This is a genomic window from Streptomyces sp. NBC_00669 (assembly GCF_036226785.1).
Classification (GTDB): domain Bacteria; phylum Actinomycetota; class Actinomycetes; order Streptomycetales; family Streptomycetaceae; genus Actinacidiphila.
The window spans coordinates 3,740,794-3,759,931 of sequence record NZ_CP109018.1; the positions used below are offsets into that span (position 1 = coordinate 3,740,794).

The following is a 19,138-nucleotide window of genomic DNA, read 5'->3' on the forward strand; positions in this document are numbered from 1 at the left end:
GTGACCGGGAGTCGGCGGGAGTCAGGGGCCGGGTCACGCGGTCCGGAGCCCCGCTAAGTCAGGAGAGGGTCCCTGAGTCAGGGGGACTGTGCGCGCTCCAGGAAGGGTCCGCGCGTCAGGAGCCGGTCCGCCGGGTGCGCCAGGAGTAGCAGACCAGGGGCAGCCGGACCAGGTCGTCCCGTATCTCCGCCGTCTCGCGGACCTTCGCCTCGATCCGGGCCGCCAGTTCCCGCTTCCGGTCGGCCGGCAGCGCGATGAACCTGCTGTAGGTGGCGAACATGGCGGTCACCTCCTCGGCGCTCATCGCGGCGGTCCAGGTGTCGGCGTGGGGCTCCGGTTCGGTGAAGGGCACGCCGTCCGGCAGCCACGGCCCGTCGTTCATCCGCCCGATCAGGTCGCCGACCCGGTCGTCGGTCCCCATCTCGTCGTGCACGTAGGCGTCCAGGCGGTCGAGCCACGGCACCCGCCGGTCCCGGCGCGTGTACAGGATGCCGAGCGTCCCGCCCGGCTTGAGCACCCGGGCGATCTCCGGGAGCGCGACCGCCGGGTCCATCCAGTGCCACGCCGCGGAGATCGTGACCGCGTCGACCCGGGCGTCGGGCAGCGGGATGTGCTCGCCGGTCCCCTCCAGCACCGTCGCCCGCGGACAGGCGGCGGCCAGCACCTCGCGCATGCGGGCGTCGGGCTCGACCGCCACGACCTCGGCGGCGCGGTCGGCGAGTTGACGGGTCAGCAGGCCGGTGCCGGCGCCCAGGTCGAGGACCGAGGCGCAGTCCGCGGGCAGCAGCCAGTCGAGCGCCTGGGCCGGCGGCGCCGTCCGGTAGCGGTCGTAGTCCTGCGCCGCGGCACCGAAGGACACCGCGAGCTCGGGCAGTTGGGACATGGCACTCCCTAGGTTGTCGCGTGGCCCGGGAAGGTGGGCGCCGGGCGGGAACTCACAGGCCGCGCAGGCCGGTGAGCACCCTCTCCAGCAGGGTGACGTCCGGCCGTCCCCCCTCATGGCCCGGCTGCTGGACGTTGACGAGGCCGCTCTCGGCCAGGTCGCCCACCAGGACGCGCGTGACGCCGAGCGGGATGTGCAGCAGCGCGGAGATCTCGGCCACCGAGGTCAGGTTCAGGCACAGCCGGCAGATCGCCTGCTGCTCGGGGAACAGCCGTACCCCGTTCTCCCAGGCGCGTGCGGTGGTGCTGACCAGCGCCTCGAGCGCGAAGTCGGTCCGCGCCGTGGTGCGTCCGCGCGTGACGGCGTACGGGCGTACGAAGGGCGACGAGTTGCGCCTGCGGTCTGCACTCACGAACGCACATCCTTCCGGGTGTGACGCGGACGGCTGATCGCGCCGGGCCTCAGCCGGCCAGCGCGCTCTGCAGCTCTCGGCGCACGGCGGGGGTGAGCACGTCGCCGGTCCGTTCGACCAGCAAGGTCATCTCGTAACCGACGACCTTCATGTCGCAGGTGGGCGCGGCGAGCACCACCAGGACGGAGCCGTCGCTGATCGAGGTCAGGAAGAGGAAACCGTTCAGCATGTCCACCACGGTCTGGGTGACCGCGCCGGCCTCGAAGAGCGTGGCCGCCCCCTGCGTCAGGCTCGCCAGTCCCGAGGCCATCGCGGCGAGTTGGTCGCCCCGGTCCTTGGGCATGGACGCCGAGGCCAGCAGCTGAACTCCGTCCGAGGAGACGACCACCGCGTGCGCGACCCCCGGCACCTGCTTGACGAAGTTGGCGATGAGCCAGTTCAGGTTCTGCGCTTCGGTGCTCAGATCGCTCATGGGTGTGGCTGCTTCCTATGCTGCGGGGGACATCGGCCGAGGGCGCTGCGGGCAGAGGGGACGGCGACCCGCTCATACCGGACCCGATCCGCCCGGTGACCGGCCGCGCCCGTCGTCACGCTCGGACCCGTCGCCGCGCTCGGTGCCGTCCTTCCCTCGCCTGACGCCTTGGTGGAAGCTCGACAGCCGCTCTCGCATCAGGTCGGCCTGGCGCGGTGCGACCGGCGCCGCGTGCGGCTGTGCCGCCCTGTCGCGTGCCCCCGCGCCGGGGGCGAGGTTGCCGAAGGGCACGCGCCGGGGCAGTCCCTGAGCGGTCGAACCTCCGACCACCGAACCGCCGGTCGACGGCCCGGCTTCTCCGCCGGCCCCGGGGCGCGGGCTGGTGTCGGGCCGCGCCCACGAAGGCGACGGGTGGGCGCCGTCCCGGGGAGGCTGCGGCTGGGGCTGCGGCTGCGCGGACTGCTGGATTTGCGGCTGTGCCTGGGATTGCGGCTGGGGCTGCGCGGACCGCGGGGGTTGGGGCTGGGGCCGCTGCGGGAGCGGGGCGGGCCCGGGCTGCGCCGGTTGCGGCCCGCCCATCGCCGGCCGGCCGGGGTCCGGCAGACCACGGGTCGGCTGCCCGCGGTCCGGCTGTCCCTGGCCGCTCTCCTGGCCGGGCCACCCCGACCTCGTCGACTCGAAGATCGGCAGCCGCTCGGACCCGTGGCCGCCGGGCGCCGGGTCCGGGTACGCGTGCCGGCCGGCCTGCGGCGCGTCGGGTATGCGGGCGCCCGCCGCGTGGGTGCCCGCCGCGTGACTGCCCGCCACGTGGGACCCGGCCTGCGGAGGTCCTTCCATCGCCGGCCGGCCGTCCATACCGCCCGGAAGCGGGTGCTCCTCGACCGGCTGCGCGAACCAGGAGAATCCGTGGCCGGACTGCCCCGCCGCCTGCTCCTCCTCGTTGAACCACGGGAAGCCGCCGTCGGGCGGACCCGAGTGGCGCCCGGACGGCGCCTCCTCAAGGCGCCGCGCGCCCGCACCGGTCTCCACCGCCGGACCGTAGGAAGTGTCGAACCTCGGGTCGCCGAACCGCGGGTCAGTGGCCCGCGGGTCGCCGAACCGCGGGTCGCCGACCGCCGCCGACGGGCCCCGGGCGGGGAGCGTGCCGGGCTCGGGGAGGTCGTACGGGCCGGGGCGCATGGTGGCCTGGTCGAACGCCGGTCCCATGCCCGCGTCGATCTCGCTGACCGGCAGCAGCAGGGCCGGCGGTATCCGGATCAGCGCGTTGAGGCCGGTCCGGCCGGACCCGGTCAGCCGCACCTGGATGCCGTACTTGGCCGCCAGCCGCCCGACGACGAACAGACCCATCCGGCGGGAGGTCGCCACGTCGAGCACGGGCGGCTCGGCGAGCCGCCGGTTGATCCGGTTCAGCTCCTCGGGCCGGATGCCGATGCCCGCGTCCGCGATGTCCAGCACGACATCGCCGGAGGTGAGCATCTTGGCGCCCACCAGCACCTGGGTCTCGGGGCCGGAGAACGCGGTGGCGTTCTCGATGAGTTCGGCCACCAGGTGGACGACGTCGGTCGCGGCATGGCCGGCCACCGCCACGTCGGGCAGTTCGTACAGCATCACGCGTTCGTACTGCTCGACCTCGGCGGTGGCGGCGCGGACCAGGTCGAACAGCGACACCGGCTGGTTCCAGCGGCGGCTCTGCTCCTCGCCGGCGAGCACCAGGAGGTTCTCGTTGTTGCGGCGCATCCGGGTCGCGAGGTGGTCGAGCTGGAACAGGCTGGCGAGCTGGCTCGGGTTCTGCTCGCTGTTCTCCAGGTCGTCGATGAGCTGGAGTTGCCGCAGCACCAGGCTCTCGCTGCGGCGCGAGAGGTTGGTGAAGATCGCGTTGACGTTGCTGCGCATCCTCGCCTGCTCGGTGGCGAGCCGGACCGCCTCGAAGTGCACGCGGTCGAAGGCGCGCGCCACCTGGCCGACCTCGTCCTGCGTCTGCAACTCGATCGGCTGGACCTGCACCGGCTCGTCGGTCTCCGCGGGCTCCACGTCACGAAGCCGGCGCACGGCCTCGGGCAGCCGGTTGTCCGCGACGTCCAGCGCGGAGACGCGCAGCCGGCGCAGCGGGCGTACGACGGACCTGGCGAGGACCAGGGCGCCGAGGAAGGACAGCGCGACCACCGCGACGATGATCGCGATGTTCTCGTAGAGCTGGGTCCGCCCGGCCGACAGCAGGTGCGAGGCGCGGTCGTTCATGTCCGCGACGGCCTGCCGCTTGACGATCCGCACCGCGTCGAGCTTGTCCGTCAGCTGGTTGAACGCGGTGGCCTTGCTGATCCCCAGGTCGGCGAGCGGGATGTCCTCCTGCGCGGCGGTGGAGACCGCCTGGACGGTGCCGTCGGCCGCACCGACCTTGTCGCCGCTGACCGTCGACTGGTACAGGTTGAGGAGCGAGGTCGGCGCGTTGTTGGCGAGCGCGTCGCCGGCCGTCTCGAACTGCGCCTGCTCGATGTTCTCCTTCTGCTCCAGCGTGAAGCCGCCGCTGTCCAGCACGTCTACGAGGTAGCCGCGCTCGCTCGACGTCTGCTGCTCGATCTGCTCGATCGAGGAGAGCGTGGCGACCAGGCTGCCGAGCGTGTGATCGGAGCTGACCGCGGCGAGCTGGTCGCTGAAGTCGAGCAGGTCGCCGATGATCGTGCTGTACGCGCTGAAGGTCGGCGTGCCGGCGCCGGCCGCGAGGCCCTGCGCGGAGGCACGCAGCGGGCTCAGGTCACCGAGCCGGGCCTCCCCGCGCGCGCCGAGCTGGCGCACCATGGCGGGCAGGGCGTCGACGCTGTCCTGCTGCCGGCGCAGGCTCTCGTCGAACTCCCGCACCTGCGCGTCGGTGGTCCGCTGGGCCGCCGTCAGTTCCTTGTCCCGGGCGACGCCCGACCCGTTGAGCGCGACCTCGGTGAGGTCGCGCTCGTCGTCGAGCGCGCCGACCAGGGTGGAGATCTGCCGGGCGAGCTGCGTCTGCCCCTGGATGTGCGCCGCGGACCGGAGGCTGCCGACCTCGGAGACCACGCGCACACCGACGAGCGGGATGATCGCGATCAGCGGGACCAGCACCAGGACCAGCATGCGGCTGCGGAGCCGCCAGTCGCCCAGGTGGCGCTTGACGTGCAGCCGGGCGAGGACCTTTCCGCCGGTGGCGGTGATCCACTTCGGTGCGGAAGCGGAACGGGATCTCCGTGCCGTTGTCACGGCATCGCCACATTGTGCTGCGCCAAGCGGTCCCCGCACGTCAACGGATAGCCGGCTTCGCGAGGCCCCTGGTCTTCCATTTACTAACCCTCAACCCTCATAACGTCGCAGCATGACGCGGCGGCGCTCGGTCATTCGGTTCACCACAACAAGCGCTCGACTCAGGTACACACCAAGTCGCCGGCGCGTTACTTCCGCGCGCTGGTCGGGGACCTCATTGCAGCACACGCACGCCCGCGGGAGCAAAGGATCTCGCTACTGACTTAAGAGGTCTCCCCCGGTCACACCGTCCGTCCGCGCGCTTCGACCGAAAGCTGGTCCGCCGAATGCATCGGGGATAGCAGGTGCCCGACGGCGTGATACGTGCAGAGCATCGCATATATTTCCTGCCGGACGAGTTCGGGACTTTTCGACCGCAATACCACCCGCAGCCCCGCGATCTGATCGGCGAACCGGCCGACACCGTTTCGGCACATCTCCGCCACACTCTCGTGCCGGGCCGTGATCTCGCCCGCCGTCACCGAATCGTCGAGGAACGACGTGACCAGCACCGGAGCGCTCCCGGCCGGTCCCCGCGACCGGCCGGGAGCGGAAGCGGAGGGTCCGCACGGCACCACGCGGACGAGGGCCCCCGCACCCAACTCCGCACCCAACTCCGTCCCCAACTCCGCACCCGGCTCCGCGCCCGCGGCCCGGCCGTCCGGCGGCAGCTTCGACAGGTACGACCCGTCTGGCAGCGCGCGCACCACCGGCAGGAGGTGCGCGGTGTCGGTGCGGCCGTCCAGCCGCCAGATCTGATGGGCGCCGGCCGCGGCCAGCGCGTTCCACATCGCCGTGGGGACCGCCTCACGTTCGCCGACCACCAGCGCCCCCGCGCCGAGGAGGTCGTGCGGCCATTCGGCGATGATGCCCTCGATGCCCAACTCCGGGCTGGGGGCGATCGCCGAGGCGACGGAGAGGCACATCCGGCACTCGGTGAGCGAGACCAGCCACACGTCCAGGGCGCGGCCCTTCGTAGGTCTCTTCGTCCGGTCGCCGCGGTCGGCGCCGTCGCCGCGCTCGCCGTCCCCCGTCGCCTCGCCCGTCGCCTCCCCGTCGACGCCGGGCAGCACGTACGCGGCCCGGTTCGCGGGCGTGTCCGGCACCTCCATGGCGACGCTCTCGAAGGCGAACACCCGCTCGGTGCCCGGCGGTCCCGGCTGCCCGGCCGACGCGGCCACGTGGGCGCAGAGTTCCTTGAGCGGTTCGACGCCCAGCCGCATGCGGGCCCGGGCGATCGCGGCGGCGGAGGCCAGGTCACCGGCGTCCTGGAACATCTCCGGGAGGCCGCCGGTCAGCTTGGCGAGCACCTCCTCGTAGGAAGAGGTCCCGAAGAGCCACATCGCGAGAGCGAAATACATCATGAGCCGCGCGGGCAGCAGCCGTCTGCGGCGCTCTCTCCGCTCGGCTTTGTCCACCAGCCGATCCATTAGTTCCGGCCGGAAAGTCTGTACGAGCATGCGCAGCGCAAGCCGGTCCGGAAGGGGGGTTTCAGACGGTATGCCGAGATAACGGAACGTCATCGCTAGAAGTTACCTCCGAAGAACGCGCCGCGTCTAACCATCGTCGACAATGCACAGAAAGCACACTTTGCGGATTTTCTCCGGACACGGGGAGGTCGTCGTGCGGAGAGGAGCCGCAGATAGGCGCCCTGCCCGCGCTTAAGTCAGTGGACCCTTGTTCGGCGAGGTTGTTGTCCCGCGCCGGGTTCTGGCAGCCTCACTCGCGTGACAAGCGAATCCCAGCGTGCAGACACCAATGGGTCGGTCACATCGCCGCAACCGACGACGCCTCCTATCGTGATGCGCAATGTGACCAAACATTTCAACACGCCGCAGGGCGGCAATCACGATGTCCTGCGCGACGTCAATTTCTCGGTGGCGGCCGGCGAGTTCACCGCGGTCGTCGGTCCCACCGGCTGCGGTAAGTCGACCACGCTGTCGCTGATCTGCGGCCTGGACCGGCCGGACACCGGCGAGGTGCTCATCGACGGCCGCCCGGTGGACGGCATCGGGAAGGACGTCGGCTTCGTCTTCCAGACCGACGCGGTGTTCCCCTGGAAGACGGTGCTCGGCAACGTGGCGGCCGGCCCCCGCTTCCGCGGCGCGTCACGCCGGGAGGCACACGCCGAGGCCACCGACTGGATAGGCCGGGTGGGCCTGACGGGGTTCGAGCGGTACCACCCGCACCAGCTCTCCGGCGGGATGCGCAAGCGGGTCGCACTCGCCCAGACGATGATCAACCGGCCGCGCGTGCTCCTCATGGACGAGCCGTTCGCCGGCCTGGACGTGCAGACCCGCCAGATCATGTCGGACGAGCTCCTCTCCCTGTGGGACCAGACCCGCCCGTCGGTGGTGTTCGTCACCCACGACCTGGAGGAGGCGATCTCGCTCGCCGACAAGGTCGTGGTCATGACGGCGGGACCGGCCACCGTGAAGGAGACCTTCGAGATCGACCTCCCCCGGCCGAGGAATCCACGCGAGATCCGGCACACCCCCGATTTCGTCAAGCTCCACGAGCGGATCTGGGAATCGCTGCGCGACGAGGTCCAGGTCGCCTACCGCCGCACCGTGACCGCGACGCCCGAGACCGCGGCCTGACCCACCCCCGCCGGAAGAGGCAAGAGCGCATGAACGTGCACGGTCCCCGGTCCACTGCCGATACGGCGGACGCCGATCCCGACACCACCAGTACGGCCGAGGGCGCGACCGGTGACGCGGCCGGCGACGTCGCGGGGGAAGCCACGGGTGATGCCGCAGGTGACGCCGCGGACCGCACCGCCCGCACCGAACCGTCGAAGAGCGAGGCCCGAACCGGGTCCACGGCCCGGCGGCAACGGCTGCGGCGCCACGTGCTGGTCAACCTGACCCGGGTCCTCGTCCTCGCCCTGTTCGTCGGGCTGTGGCAGTGGCTCGCCTCGGCGGGAACGATCGACAGGTTCTACACCGGCGAACCGTCCGGCATCTGCTCGAAGTTGTGGGACTGGGTACGCCACGGCACCTCGCAGGGCTCGCTGTGGGACCAGGTGTGGGTGACGCTCCAGGAGACGCTGATGGGCTTCGGGATCGGCGTGACCCTCGGCGTCGTGTTCGGCATCCTGCTGGGTCGGCTGCGCTTCCTGGCCGACGTCTTCGCTCCCTATATCAAGACGCTGAACTCGATACCGCGCATCCTGCTCGGGTCGGTGTTCGCGATCTGGTTCGGCCTCGGGATCAGTTCCAAGGTCACGCTGTCGGCGGTGCTGGTCTTCTTCGGCGTGTTCTTCAACGCCTTCCAGGGCGCCCGCGAGGTGGACCGCAACCTCATCGCCAACGCCCGCATCCTCGGCGCCGGGAACGCCAAGGTGACCCTGCAGGTCGTCGTCCCGTCCGCGCTGAGCTGGATCACCACCAGCCTGCACGTCGCGTTCGGCTTCGCGGTCACCGGCGCGATCGTGGGGGAACTGCTCGGGGCGCAGCAGGGCCTCGGGCTGCTCATCTTCCAGGCGCAGGCGAATTTCGACCCCGACGGCGTCTACGCGGGCCTGGTCATCACCGCCGCGTTCGCCCTGGCCGCCGAGGGCCTGATCACGCTCCTCGAACGGCGCCTGCTGCGGTGGCAACCGCGTCCGCAGCGGTCCGGCGCGGGAGCCTGACCCGGCGATCGACGTGAACTCCCTGACGCATGTCCACCCCGCAATGACCGGCGGAACGCGGCACGGCCGAAGACGGCCGGCGGCGCGTCCGCTCCCGAGAAGAAAGCAAGGCTCATGTGGCGCAAGAAGATCGTTCTCATAGCCGCGACGACGTTCCTGGCTACAGGGGTGACGGCCTGCTCGGACGACAAGTCCGGCAGCACTGACGCGGCGAGCGAGGGCTCCCTGACGAAGGTGACCATCGCCCTGTCGAACCAGGCGAACCAGAGTTACCTCCCGCTCATCCTGGCCGAGCGGATGGGCTACTTCACGAAGCAGGGGCTGGACGTCAAGATCGACAACCTGCAGAGCACCCCGCAGGTCTCCGACGCGCTGCTCAAGGGCGACGTCCAGGGCATGATCGGGTTCTTCGACCACAACCTCGACCTCCAGGCCAAGGGCAAGAACACCGAAGCGGTCGTCCAGTTGCTCCAGGCGCCCGGCATGGTCGAGATGACCCGCGCGAACGAGAAGTCGCTCAAGTCCCCGGCGGACCTGCGGGGCAAGACGGTCGGGGTGACCTCGCTCGGTTCGGCCAGCTCCAACATCGGTTCCTACCTGGCGGTCCACAACAACATCCCGCTGGCCCAGACCCATCTGGTGGCCGTGGCCGCCGGGCCCACCTTCGTGGCGGCCTTCCAGCACAACCGGGTCGACGCCGGTGTCACCACCGAACCGACGATCTCGACCCTGCTGAAGAAGCACCTCGGCACGATCGTCGCCGACATGCGCACGGCCGCCGGCACCAAGGCCGCCCTCGGCGGCCCGTACCCGGGCACCGCGCTGACCGTCCAGACGGCGTGGGCGAACAGCCACAAGGACACCACGCAGAAGATGGTCAACGCGATCTACCAGACGCTCCAGTGGATGGAGTCGCACTCGGCCGCGCAGATCACCGCCCAGGTCCCGGCCGACTTCTACTCCGGCAGCGGCAAGGACCAGTACATCCAGGCGCTGGCCAACGAGATGGGCATGTACAACCCCACCGGCCAGATGCCGGCCGACGCGCCGCAGACCGTACTGCGGGTGCTGAACGCGATCGACCCGGCCGTCAAGGGTCACAAGATCGACCTGGCGAAGACCTACACCGACGAGTACGTCCAGAAGGCGGCGCAGGAGAAGTCAGCGTCCTGACCGACGGGGCCGTCAGAACCGCCGGGGCCGCCGGTGCCGTCAGGGCCGTCAGGGCCGTCAGGGCCGTCAGGGCCGTCAGGGCCGTCAGCCAGAAGACAGGTGGCCGCGACCGGGGCGACCGTACCGTCACGGAGTGTCATGAACCCAGGCGGCCGGGCGGCCGGGGGCTCTGACAATGCGGTGCGGCGGGGGTCGGCGCACACTGGCCGGGAAGGTGGACCGGGTGCCGAGTCCTAGGGAGACGCCATGCTGGGGACGCGTCGTCGACACGGGGTGCGCAGGAACCGTCTGATGTGTACGGCCGCGGTGCTCACCGCTGCGGCCGTCCTCGGCGGGACGGTGGCCGCCGACACCGCGGGGGCCGCCACCGGGGCGCGGAGCGGCGAGGGGCCGGCACCGAGCCCGTCCGAGCTGAAGGCGGCGCTGCTGACCCCCGGGGACACCGGGCTGAGCGGTGCGGACTCGACCGGCGGCGGTGGCGGCGTCGGCGGCGACGGGATCTCCGGCTGCCCGGCGCTGGTGAAGGTGCTGGAAGCGCCGCCCGGAGCGGGGACGCAGGAGGCCGACTTCAGCGGCGGCCAGACCGGGCCGCTGCTGAGCGAAGAGCTGACCGCGGGCACGTCGGCCAAGGAGGGCGCCGTCTACGCACGGGCCAAGGCCGCGCTCACCTCCTGCCGCGACCTCACCCTCACCGAGGGCGGCACCCGGCTCGCCCTCACCCTGAAGCCGATCCACTTCGGCGGCGGCGAGAGCACGGCGACGCGTATGGAAGGGAAGTTGAGCGGCGTGCAGGTCAACGGGTACATGGCGTTCGGGCGCGTCGGCCCGGTCCTGGTCGGCTACACGTTCTTCCAGATCGCCGGCGACTCGCCCCAACTCGCCTCCGCGCTCTACCAGAAGGCCGTGGACAAGGTCCGCCACACCGTCAGCACCGGTGGCGGCACGCCCGTCTGAGACCTGCGGTGCGGCGCTGCCAGCTCCGCGCGGCGCCGGCAACTCCGCGCGGCCACCGTCAACTCCGCGCGGTGATCCCGTCAACTCCGCGCGGTGATCCAGCCCGTGGCGGCGAGCACCTCGCGGGCGATGTCGGTGACCGTTCTGCCGTCGGTGGCCACGCGTACGGCGTCCGCCGGGGTCCGCTCGTCCAGGAGGCGGGCCTTGCGGATGCTGTTGCCCACCTCCCGCTCCAGCTCCGAACCGAGTTCGCGGCCCGTCAGCCGCGCGGTGGCGGTGGCGTCGGACGCGGTGAGCAGGACCCGTACGATCCGCAGGTCCGCGCCCATCGCGCGGGTGAACATCGCGGCCGACTCGGGCAGCACGCTCGCCGTGTTCGTGTAGACCAGGCGCCGGTAGCCGAGCCGGGCGTAGTTCGCCCACAGCGCCGCCAGATTGCGCTCGGTGATCCGCGAGCGGTCAGGGTCCCCCTCCGGCGCCGGGTGCACCTGCCCCATGAAGTCGCCCTCCACCACCGCGTGCGGCACCTCCGCTCCCCGCAGGCCCGCCGAAACCTCCCACGCCACCGTCGACTTCCCGACGCCGGCCCGCCCGCCGATGAGCAACACCTCCGCGTGATCCACGCCGCCGAGCCTGCCAGGCACCACCCGTCCGGCGCGACCGGATTCCCGCGGCGGCCGGGGTATCGCGCACACTGTCCTCATGCCCTCCGACGCCCCGCTCCCCGGCCTCGCCACCGACGAGGAACTGGCGGCTGCCGGGCGGCGGGTGGTGCTCTGCGGCATGTGCGGGCATCCGCTGTCCGACGCGGAGAGCCGCGCATGGGGGCTCGGGGAGAACTGCCGGCGCAAGTTGGGCGGGAACGCGAGTGTGCGGCGCCCCGGCCGGTTCGAGGTCGACCAGGAGGGCATCCCCGGCCTCTGAGCCCGCCGCACCGGTTCTCCGGGGTCCTCCGCGCTCGTCGGAGCCGGTCTCCTCTGCCCCGACGGTCACAGCGACATCGGGGTCAGCGGCGGTGGCGGAATCGGTGGCGGCCGAGTGTCGGACCCGTGCGCGATGCTGAAGCCGGGGACGATCACGGGCAGGCAGAGGGGGCCGGAGTGGCGACAGATCCGATACGGGGCCTCGCGTCGGACGACACACGTGAGGCGGCCGCGAACGCCCTGGTGGCGCTGGGCGCGGAAGCGGTGGAGCCGCTGGTGCGGGAACTGGCGGACGGCGACTCCCCGGTGGGGCCGCGGCAGATCCGCGAAGTGCTCCAACGGATCGGCAGCGGGGCGCTGGAGGGACTGTGGCAGGGATTCCGGTCGGCGCCTGCCGAGGCGTCCCGGAGTCGGTTGGGCTACGCGTTCTCCTCCTTCGGCCCGGCCGCTCTCGACCACTACCGGACGGCGCTCGCGAGCAACGAGCCGTTCATCCGGGCCGCGGCTGTCGAAGGCGTCCGGGGATGCGACGAAGCCGGGCGGACCGCACTCCCGTCCGTGCTGCCGTTGCTCGCCGACCCGGACCCGGAGATCGCCAGGAAGGCGCAGTTCCTGCTGGTCCACCACGGGCAGGAGGTGGTACCGCTGCTCCAGGACATCCGCAGGCGCGGACCGGGCCGGCTGCGGGCGCGGGCGCTGACCGTGCTCGCGGACATCGGCGGGGAGGCGGCGCTGTCCGCCGCTGACGTGGCCGCGGTCGAACGGCTCATCAGGATCAGGCTCCGGGACGACAGACCGACGGGGATCTGGGCCTGCTGGAACCACTGGATCGCCGTTCCGAGTGGGGACCAGGCAGGAGTCATGGCGGCCCTGGGCCTGACCGGCCCCAGGCCCGCGACCTTCAAGCTCGCCCACGAGGTCATCGACTCCGACGGCCACTGCCACGACGACTCCGCCTACTCCCGGGTCTTCGTGACCCCTGAGCTCGACGGTTGGACCCTCGTCCTCGGCGCATGGTGCAGCCCGTGCCACGAGGAGCGGAGCGCGGACGTCCTGCGCCTGTGCACCGAACTGAGCGCACGCTACGGCCAGGCCCAGGCGTACTACTGGGGAGGCCAGGGAGACGGTTCCGCCTGGCTCGTCGCCGAGCGCGGCGCCGTGGTGCGGCGTTACTGCGAATCGGGCGAGGCCGACGACGAGTTGCTGACCCTCGGCGAGCCCCTCGCGTTCGAACGTGAGCACCGCACGAAAGTGGGCCTGCGGCCCGAATGGGACCCGGCCCAGGAGAGCGAGGAGGACGAGGACACGTGGACGCACGAGGCGTACGAGATGGCACCGGACATCGCCCGCACCTTGGGGGTGAGCCCGCTCGCCCTCGAACCCGCCATCGGGCCTGACACGCCCTCGCGCGGGACCGGGGTCATCGCGCTGACCCCGTACGCGGCGGCACACGGGGTGCCGCCGGGCGCGTACGGCATCTGAAGGCCGGGCAGGGCGTTCCGTGCCACGGGCGTTCGGATCGGGACCGGAGGGGTGGGGGGGTCAGAAGCCGTTGCAGTCGACCGTCGCGGAGGGGCCGGTCGCGGTGGCCGTGTGCGCCTTGCCGTTGTCGACCACGACGGAACAGGTCGCCGTGCCGCCGCCCGGTCCCAGGGTCAGGGAGAGCGAGCCGCCCTTGACGAAACTCTTCGTCGTCAACTCCTTCTGCCACGGCAGCGTCTTCGCCGTCACCTTGGTCGTCGAGATGGTGTCGTCGTGCCAGGTGGGGTACCCGATGGTCACGTCGCGGGCGGTGCCAGTGACGCGGTATCTCACGGTGACCGACTTGCCCGCGTCACCGCGGACGACGGCCGCGATGGCGATGATGCCGCCGAAGAAGACCACGGCCGCGGCGAGCAGGACCCACGGCCGCTTCCGCCTCCTTCGCGGCGGAGGAGGGTGCACATGTCCGTGCGGCTCGGGCGCCGGCCCCGCGGCTGGCCCTCCGCGGGGCTCCTTCCGCTCCGGACCGGGGTCCTGCCCCGGCGTTGGCTCGCTCATGGACCCAGGATGCGGTGGGCCGACCCCCACGGCGAGCCGGGAGGAGCCCCGATACGCCAAAGGGCCCCTCCCCCGCGCGAGCGCAGGTGAGGGGCCTCTTCATGGTGTGGCGGCACGTGGATTCGAACCACGGTAGGCTAAGCCGACGGATTTACAGTCCGCTCCCATTGGCCGCTCGGGCATACCGCCATGAGATGTGCCTCGGGCCGGCCTGGGGGGCCGGGGGTCGTGGCGACGGGGTAAACGATACCTGATGCAGAGGGGTGGTTCGCCACCGGATTGATCAGGGCATCGGGGGCGCGGGTGACTAGGCTGGGCCGGTGGCGGTGCCGGGTTGGGCCGTCGCGGAAGTGATGGAACCGACGTACCGATGAACACAGTCAAGGAGCCCACTGAAGATGGCCGACTCCAGTTTCGACATCGTCTCGAAGGTCGAGCGGCAGGAGGTCGACAACGCCCTCAACCAGGCCGCCAAGGAGATCTCGCAGCGCTACGACTTCAAGAACGTGGGCGCGTCGATCGCTTGGTCGGGCGAGAAGATCCTCTTGGAGGCGAACTCCGAGGAGCGCGTGAAGGCGATCCTGGACGTCTTCGAGACCAAGCTGGTGAAGCGGGGGATCTCGCTGAAGTCGCTGGACGCGGGCGAGCCGCAGCTGTCCGGCAAGGAGTACAAGATCTTCGCCACGATCGAAGAGGGCATCTCCCAGGAGAACGCCAAGAAGGTCGCGAAGATCATCCGGGACGAGGGCCCGAAGGGCGTCAAGGCGCAGGTCCAGGGCGACGAGCTGCGGGTCAGCTCCAAGAGCCGTGACGACCTCCAGTCCGTGCAGGCCCTGCTCAAGGGCAAGGACCTGGACTTCGCGCTCCAGTTCGTCAACTACCGCTAGAACACTGCGCTGACCTGCGGAAACGCGTCAGCTAGGCGGCCACAGGGCACAACGAGGGCATTCCGGCGAGGACCGACTCCACCGCCGCCCTCGCTGTGCCCTCGTCGTTGGGCCGCAGGGGGCGTAGGTGTCGAGAACGGTCGACGCCTCGGAGGGCTTGGCTCTGGACGTCGATGGCGGATCAGCCAGTGATCGGCTGATCACCCAGAATGAACCGTCGGCGTAACCTGTCCTCAGCCCGTCAAGTCGCCTGCCGGCATCGAGCAAGGGGGACAGCGTGAGTCAGGAGCAACCGCTGTGGCGGCTGGAGGTGCTCGCCGACGGCGACACGCTCCGCCAGGAACGCCTCACCCGGGATCTGCAAGACGCACTCCACCGGGCTGGTGCCGCCGAGACGACGTTCCTGACCGCCGAGGAAGGCGCACCCACGCATGACGGCCGTAAAGGCGGAGTGGTCTCGGAGATCACCGCGCTTGGCGTTGCGGCTGCAGCGGTCAGGCCGGCCTCGCGTGTCCTGATCGAGCTGATCAAGGAATGGTGCGCCAAGGACCGCCACCGCAAGGTGGAGATCACCGAAGGAGACCGGTCAATCACCGTGACCGGTCGCCCCGACGACGCGCAGGAGCGCATCATTCGCGCCTTCCTCGACCATGCCGACGAGCCCGCCGCTCCTGAAGGCGGGCAGGAGTGACCCGCCTGGTGCGCCGCCGCGCGCTGCTGATCGCCAACGAGAACTACGATGACGGCCGCTTCGGCTCCCTGCCGTCCACCCAGGCCGACATCTGGCACCTGGCACAAGTGCTCGAGCACCGCAGCATCGGCGCCTTCGTCTCCGTGAAGACGGCCGCCGACCTCACCGCGGACGACATGCAGTACGAGATCAGCGAGTTCCTCGAAGGCTGTGATCAGGACGAACTTGCGCTGCTCTACATCTCCGGTCACGGCACCAGGCTCTCCGCCAGCGCGGGCGGCGAATTCCATTTCGTAGCCAAGGACACCGACTACGACCGGGTCGCCGCGACCGCGGTCGGTGCGGGCTTCGTCAACGAGCGCTTGGAAGCCTGCTGGGCGAGGCAGAAGGTCGTAATGATCGACTGCTGCCGGAGCGGTGGCTTCGCGGTCGGCCTGCGAACAACGGATCGGTCCGCTCCTGCGGCCGCGAAGTCCGGCGAGGACTCACCACTGCGCAGCCACGGTGTCTATGTGCTCTCATCCTCACGAGCGGGTGAGGACTCCTACAGCGGCGCCCAGACCAATGGCGTAGTCGAGCCGTCGGCTTTCACTGCGGAGGTCGTCGAAGCCCTGCGGACCGGCAAGGTCAGCAAGAGCGGGACCGGCGAAGTCTCCGTTGGCGAGCTGTTCGACTACGTCAACCGACGCATGCGCGCCAAGGGATCAAGCCAGATTCCGGTCAAGTCAGCCCACGGCGTCGACGATCGGATGATCCTCGCCAGTTGCCCTGTCGGCAGCGCTCCGCGACTCGCACCCTTCACCCGGCGGGCTCCCTCCCAGACTCCTTCGACCACGCAGAGCCCCAAGGCGGCAACGCCGGGCCGGAGCCAGCCGGGCTGGTCCGAACTCCTCACCTACTACCGGGAGTGCGTGCTGTCGGACGAGGCAGACACTCCGCTCATGTCCGTTCACGACCACGGCACCTCGTACGTCTGCCTCACCGGATCAGAGCGCCTGCTGTCCGGCGAGTTGGATGAGGACGACTGCACCGAAGTACCCTCCGAGGCTGCGGACCTGATCGAGGCCGCCGCAGCCCAGGATGCCGACCTCTGGGCCGGCTACCCCGCTGTTCTCATCAACGGCCCGCGCAACGGCAGGAGTTGGTCCGCCCCGAAGTTCGCTCCGCTCCTGGTGCGCCGAGTCGAGGTGGTGCACCACGAGGGCAGCCCCCGCCTGAAGCCCTACGGGCCGGTCGTCCCGCATCCACGCTTCGCCGAGGAATGGCTCGGCAAAGAGGAAGCCGCAGAACTCTCGGAGACCTACCAGCCCACCTGGCACGCGGGGCAGCATGACCGAATGGCCGTGGACGTCCACAATCTCCTGATGCAGGAGTACGAGCTTCCCTGCGTCCAAGAGCCTCGCCCCGATCAGTTGGCCGACCGGATCGACATCCGCACACCAGGCAATGGTGCACGAAACTCCGCCGTGCTCTTCCTGGCACCCCGGGACTCGAAGGCAACCAAGAAGCTGCTGGCCGACTTCGACAGCATCGCCAAGAAGATCTCCGAGATCGGGCGGACCTCGCTCGCAGCGCTCTCCCCGATACCCGAAGAACGCTCCGCGTCCGACGAGCGGAAACCGGAATCGGTCCGGCTGGTGACACCGCTGCCCTCCAACGAGGCGCAGTCAGCCGTACTGCGGTCGGCGATGACGCGTCGACTCACCGTGGCCACCGGACCCCCCGGAACCGGCAAGAGCCAGCTGGTGGCCAACCTCGTCGCCACGGCCCTGGCAGCTGGCGAGCGGGTGCTGATCGCCTCCACCAACAACCAGGCTGTGGACGAGGTCTGGCGACGCTGCGAACAGCACTCGCCGGGAAGCGTCGTGCGCACCGGGTCGACCGGGCGTGAGGTCGACTACCGGGAGATCGAAGCCGCGACTCTGCGCAAGCTGCTGGAGGTTCCCGCGCCGGAACGCAATACCAAGACCGCCGAGTTGGCGGTCGACGTCGCGGCCGACCAACTTTCCCAGCTACAGGAGGAGTTCGCCCGGATCGCAAGTGCCGAGCGTGCATTGCGCCGGACTGGCGAGGCACGAGAACAGCATGCTGATCGACTCGGCACCCCGGTCCGCGATCTGGTCGAGCTGCTGGGTGTTGACGATCCGGAGCGCTTGGCCCGTCAAGCTGCAGGACTGGCACGTGCCTGGTTCTTCGGCGAAAGGCGCCGCAAGCGGTTGCTGCGCCGGGTCGGGATCGCGCCCGCCGGGCGGCCGACCGCCGAAGTCTGCTCTGCTCTGGCGGATTTCGCCACGACCGAACAGGATTGGCGCAGAGGACGCGAGCGCACATCGACCGTCCTGGACGACGCCCTGCTGACCGAGAAACTCGACAACGTCGAGTCAGGGGTGCGCTCGGCCAGCGGCATACTGCTCGACAGCGCGGTACGGACGGCGGCCCGTACCGGGCGGCAGGCGATCATGGGTTTGCTGACCGCTCGCGACGCCAGCGGGAGTGACTGGCCCGCGGTCAAGTCCGTGCTGCCCTCGGTTCGAGGATGGGCGGTGACCAGCCTCTCTGCCCGGCGTTTCCCGCCGGATGCCGCCCTCTTCGACCTGGTGATCGTCGACGAGGCCAGCCAGTGTGCCATCCCCCATGTACTTCCCCTGCTGTTTCGGGCACGTCGAGCATTGATCATCGGCGATGCCATGCAACTTCCGCACATCGCCAAGATCGGCCCGGAGCACGAATCGGTGATCCGGCGGGGAAGCGGTCTACGCTCGGACTGGCTCGAGCGCCACCAGCTCGCCTACCGGCGACACAGTGCCTTCCACGCCGCAGAGCGGGCCGCAGGCACGAGCATGCTCCTGGACGAGCACTTCCGCTGCCATCCAGCGATCGCCGCAGTCTCCAACCGTCTCTTCTACGACGGCCAGCTGACCGTTCTCACTGACGTCCGATCGCGCCCGTCGCTGGACCGACCAGCGCTCTTCTGGTCAGATGTCAGAGCTCCGGCTGCAAGGCCACGCTCGGGTAGCTCCTGGGTCAATGAGGGCGAGATCACCAAGGTGGCGAGCTTCGTCCGGAGCCTGCTCCAAGATCTGCCTCCCGAAGCATCCATCGGGGTGGTCACCCCCTTCAAGGCCCAGGAGGAAGCGCTGCAGCGGCGCCTCCGTGATTACGATCCGGAGCGGGTCCGCACCGGAACGGTCCACACCTTCCAGGGTGGCGAACGCGACGTCGTGATCTTCTCCCTGGTCGCGGGTGAGGGGATGCACCCCGGTGCGATCGGCTGGATCGACCGACAGCTCAACCTGTGGAACGTCGCCATCACCCGTGCTCGCTCACACCTGATCGTCGTTGGCGATGCCGGCCTCTGGCAGCAACGTGGCGGAATCGGCGCTGCCCTGTTCCGGGCCTCTGCGTCAACGGAGGCGCCCGACCGAGCCGACCACGACGGATACAACGAACTGCTGAAACGGCTGTACACCCTGCTGTCCAGCCAACCCGGATCGACCGTCGAGCTCGATGCCGCGGTGAACGGCCACCAAGCCGATGCCGTGACCCGAAGCGATCAGAGTACGCGGGCAGTTCTCCTCGACCTCGGACACGACGTCGCGACCGACGCAGGCCGTCATCTCCGCCTGATGCTCCGGCGGCGGCAACTACTCGCGACCGGAGACGGCGGTGGCGGTGGCGCTCTGCGCGTACCCGCCTGGCACCTGTACGACCACACGATCGGACTACCTCGTCCACCACGCCCCTGAAGGCTCAACGCCGTGATCACCCCGGAGTCGTGGTTCCGTGGCGATCACGCGTTACGAAC

The 19,138-nt window shown here is 70.3% G+C and carries 16 protein-coding genes and 1 tRNA gene; 9 read left to right on the forward strand and 8 right to left on the reverse strand.

Annotation, left to right across the window (positions count from 1 at the left end):
• Nucleotides 1-115: 115 nt before the first annotated feature.
• The 5 genes from OG896_RS15315 to OG896_RS15335 all read right to left on the reverse strand — a co-directional run bounded on the left by OG896_RS15315 (nt 116) and on the right by OG896_RS15335 (nt 6,554).
• A complete protein-coding gene (locus OG896_RS15315) occupies nt 116-883 on the reverse strand; it encodes a class I SAM-dependent methyltransferase (RefSeq protein ID WP_329365869.1) in 768 nt (255 codons plus the stop codon).
• A 52-nt stretch (nt 884-935) separates the two neighbouring features.
• On the reverse strand, nt 936-1,295 hold the full coding sequence (locus tag OG896_RS15320; RefSeq protein WP_402447201.1) for a DUF742 domain-containing protein: 360 nt from the start codon (nt 1,293-1,295) through the stop codon (nt 936-938).
• Between the two features lie 49 nt (nt 1,296-1,344).
• Nucleotides 1,345-1,767, reverse strand: coding sequence for a roadblock/LC7 domain-containing protein (locus tag OG896_RS15325; protein ID WP_328468007.1), 423 nt, complete (start codon nt 1,765-1,767; stop codon nt 1,345-1,347).
• Nucleotides 1,768-1,839: 72 nt separating this feature from the next.
• Nucleotides 1,840-4,992, reverse strand: coding sequence for a sensor histidine kinase (locus OG896_RS15330; protein ID WP_329365872.1), 3,153 nt, complete (start codon nt 4,990-4,992; stop codon nt 1,840-1,842).
• A gap of 281 nt (nt 4,993-5,273) precedes the next feature.
• A complete protein-coding gene (locus OG896_RS15335) occupies nt 5,274-6,554 on the reverse strand; it encodes a transposase domain-containing protein (RefSeq protein WP_329365875.1) in 1,281 nt (426 codons plus the stop codon).
• Between the two features lie 279 nt (nt 6,555-6,833).
• On the opposite strand from OG896_RS15335, the gene OG896_RS15340 reads away from it, so the two are divergent.
• The 4 genes from OG896_RS15340 (at nt 6,834) to OG896_RS15355 (ending at nt 10,792) form a co-directional block, all read left to right on the forward strand.
• Nucleotides 6,834-7,631 carry an ABC transporter ATP-binding protein gene (locus OG896_RS15340; protein ID WP_329365877.1) on the forward strand — a complete coding sequence of 266 codons (798 nt, stop codon included), beginning with the start codon at nt 6,834-6,836 and terminating at the stop codon, nt 7,629-7,631.
• A gap of 29 nt (nt 7,632-7,660) precedes the next feature.
• Nucleotides 7,661-8,665: an ABC transporter permease gene (locus OG896_RS15345; protein WP_329365879.1), complete on the forward strand. Its 1,005-nt coding sequence runs from the start codon at nt 7,661-7,663 to the stop codon at nt 8,663-8,665.
• 114 nt (nt 8,666-8,779) lie between these two features.
• Nucleotides 8,780-9,838, forward strand: a complete 1,059-nt coding sequence (locus OG896_RS15350) for an ABC transporter substrate-binding protein (protein ID WP_329365881.1) — start codon at nt 8,780-8,782, stop codon at nt 9,836-9,838.
• 291 nt (nt 9,839-10,129) lie between these two features.
• The gene (locus OG896_RS15355; RefSeq protein ID WP_329365883.1) at nt 10,130-10,792 is read left to right on the forward strand and encodes a hypothetical protein; all 663 of its coding nucleotides are present in this window, start codon (nt 10,130-10,132) and stop codon (nt 10,790-10,792) included.
• 80 nt (nt 10,793-10,872) lie between these two features.
• On the opposite strand, the gene OG896_RS15360 is transcribed toward OG896_RS15355, so the two are convergent.
• The gene (locus OG896_RS15360) at nt 10,873-11,415 is read right to left on the reverse strand and encodes an AAA family ATPase (protein WP_329365885.1); all 543 of its coding nucleotides are present in this window, start codon (nt 11,413-11,415) and stop codon (nt 10,873-10,875) included.
• A gap of 79 nt (nt 11,416-11,494) precedes the next feature.
• On the opposite strand from OG896_RS15360, the gene OG896_RS15365 reads away from it, so the two are divergent.
• Together OG896_RS15365 and OG896_RS15370 are read left to right on the forward strand one after the other, a co-directional pair.
• Nucleotides 11,495-11,716 (forward strand): DUF6011 domain-containing protein, encoded by a 222-nt coding sequence (locus OG896_RS15365; protein ID WP_329365887.1) that lies wholly within the window; start codon nt 11,495-11,497, stop codon nt 11,714-11,716.
• Nucleotides 11,717-11,892: 176 nt separating this feature from the next.
• Nucleotides 11,893-13,197, forward strand: coding sequence for a HEAT repeat domain-containing protein (locus OG896_RS15370; protein ID WP_329365889.1), 1,305 nt, complete (start codon nt 11,893-11,895; stop codon nt 13,195-13,197).
• Between the two features lie 60 nt (nt 13,198-13,257).
• Here OG896_RS15370 and OG896_RS15375 read toward each other — a convergent pair whose 3' ends face one another.
• Nucleotides 13,258-13,755 (reverse strand): hypothetical protein, encoded by a 498-nt coding sequence (locus OG896_RS15375; protein ID WP_329365892.1) that lies wholly within the window; start codon nt 13,753-13,755, stop codon nt 13,258-13,260.
• 107 nt (nt 13,756-13,862) lie between these two features.
• A tRNA-Tyr gene (locus OG896_RS15380) sits at nt 13,863-13,944 on the reverse strand.
• Nucleotides 13,945-14,153: 209 nt separating this feature from the next.
• On the opposite strand from OG896_RS15380, the gene OG896_RS15385 reads away from it, so the two are divergent.
• The 3 genes from OG896_RS15385 to OG896_RS15395 all read left to right on the forward strand — a co-directional run bounded on the left by OG896_RS15385 (nt 14,154) and on the right by OG896_RS15395 (nt 19,079).
• Complete coding sequence (locus OG896_RS15385; protein ID WP_328467921.1) at nt 14,154-14,642, forward strand: YajQ family cyclic di-GMP-binding protein; 489 nt, start codon at nt 14,154-14,156, stop codon at nt 14,640-14,642.
• Between the two features lie 277 nt (nt 14,643-14,919).
• Entirely contained in the window at nt 14,920-15,333 is a 414-nt protein-coding gene (locus tag OG896_RS15390) for a hypothetical protein (protein WP_329365894.1), read from the forward strand.
• Entirely contained in the window at nt 15,330-19,079 is a 3,750-nt protein-coding gene (locus OG896_RS15395; RefSeq protein WP_329365895.1) for a caspase, EACC1-associated type, read from the forward strand. The genes OG896_RS15390 and OG896_RS15395 overlap by 4 nt, the downstream gene beginning before the upstream one ends.
• Nucleotides 19,080-19,138: the final 59 nt, after the last annotated feature.

Bases quoted from the DNA above. Each gene is read 5' to 3' on its own strand.
- OG896_RS15345 (WP_329365879.1), top strand. From the start codon at position 7,661: ATGAACGTGCACGGTCCCCGGTCCACTGCCGATACGGCGGACGCCGAT.
- OG896_RS15350 (WP_329365881.1), top strand. From the start codon at position 8,780: ATGTGGCGCAAGAAGATCGTTCTCATAGCCGCGACGACGTTCCTGGCT.
- OG896_RS15355 (WP_329365883.1), top strand. From the start codon at position 10,130: ATGTGTACGGCCGCGGTGCTCACCGCTGCGGCCGTCCTCGGCGGGACG.
- OG896_RS15335 (WP_329365875.1), bottom strand. From the start codon at position 6,554: ATGACGTTCCGTTATCTCGGCATACCGTCTGAAACCCCCCTTCCGGAC.
- OG896_RS15315 (WP_329365869.1), bottom strand. From the start codon at position 883: ATGTCCCAACTGCCCGAGCTCGCGGTGTCCTTCGGTGCCGCGGCGCAG.
- OG896_RS15365 (WP_329365887.1), top strand. From the start codon at position 11,495: ATGCCCTCCGACGCCCCGCTCCCCGGCCTCGCCACCGACGAGGAACTG.
- OG896_RS15325 (WP_328468007.1), bottom strand. From the start codon at position 1,767: ATGAGCGATCTGAGCACCGAAGCGCAGAACCTGAACTGGCTCATCGCC.
- OG896_RS15385 (WP_328467921.1), top strand. From the start codon at position 14,154: ATGGCCGACTCCAGTTTCGACATCGTCTCGAAGGTCGAGCGGCAGGAG.
- OG896_RS15340 (WP_329365877.1), top strand. From the start codon at position 6,834: ATGCGCAATGTGACCAAACATTTCAACACGCCGCAGGGCGGCAATCAC.
- OG896_RS15375 (WP_329365892.1), bottom strand. From the start codon at position 13,755: ATGAGCGAGCCAACGCCGGGGCAGGACCCCGGTCCGGAGCGGAAGGAG.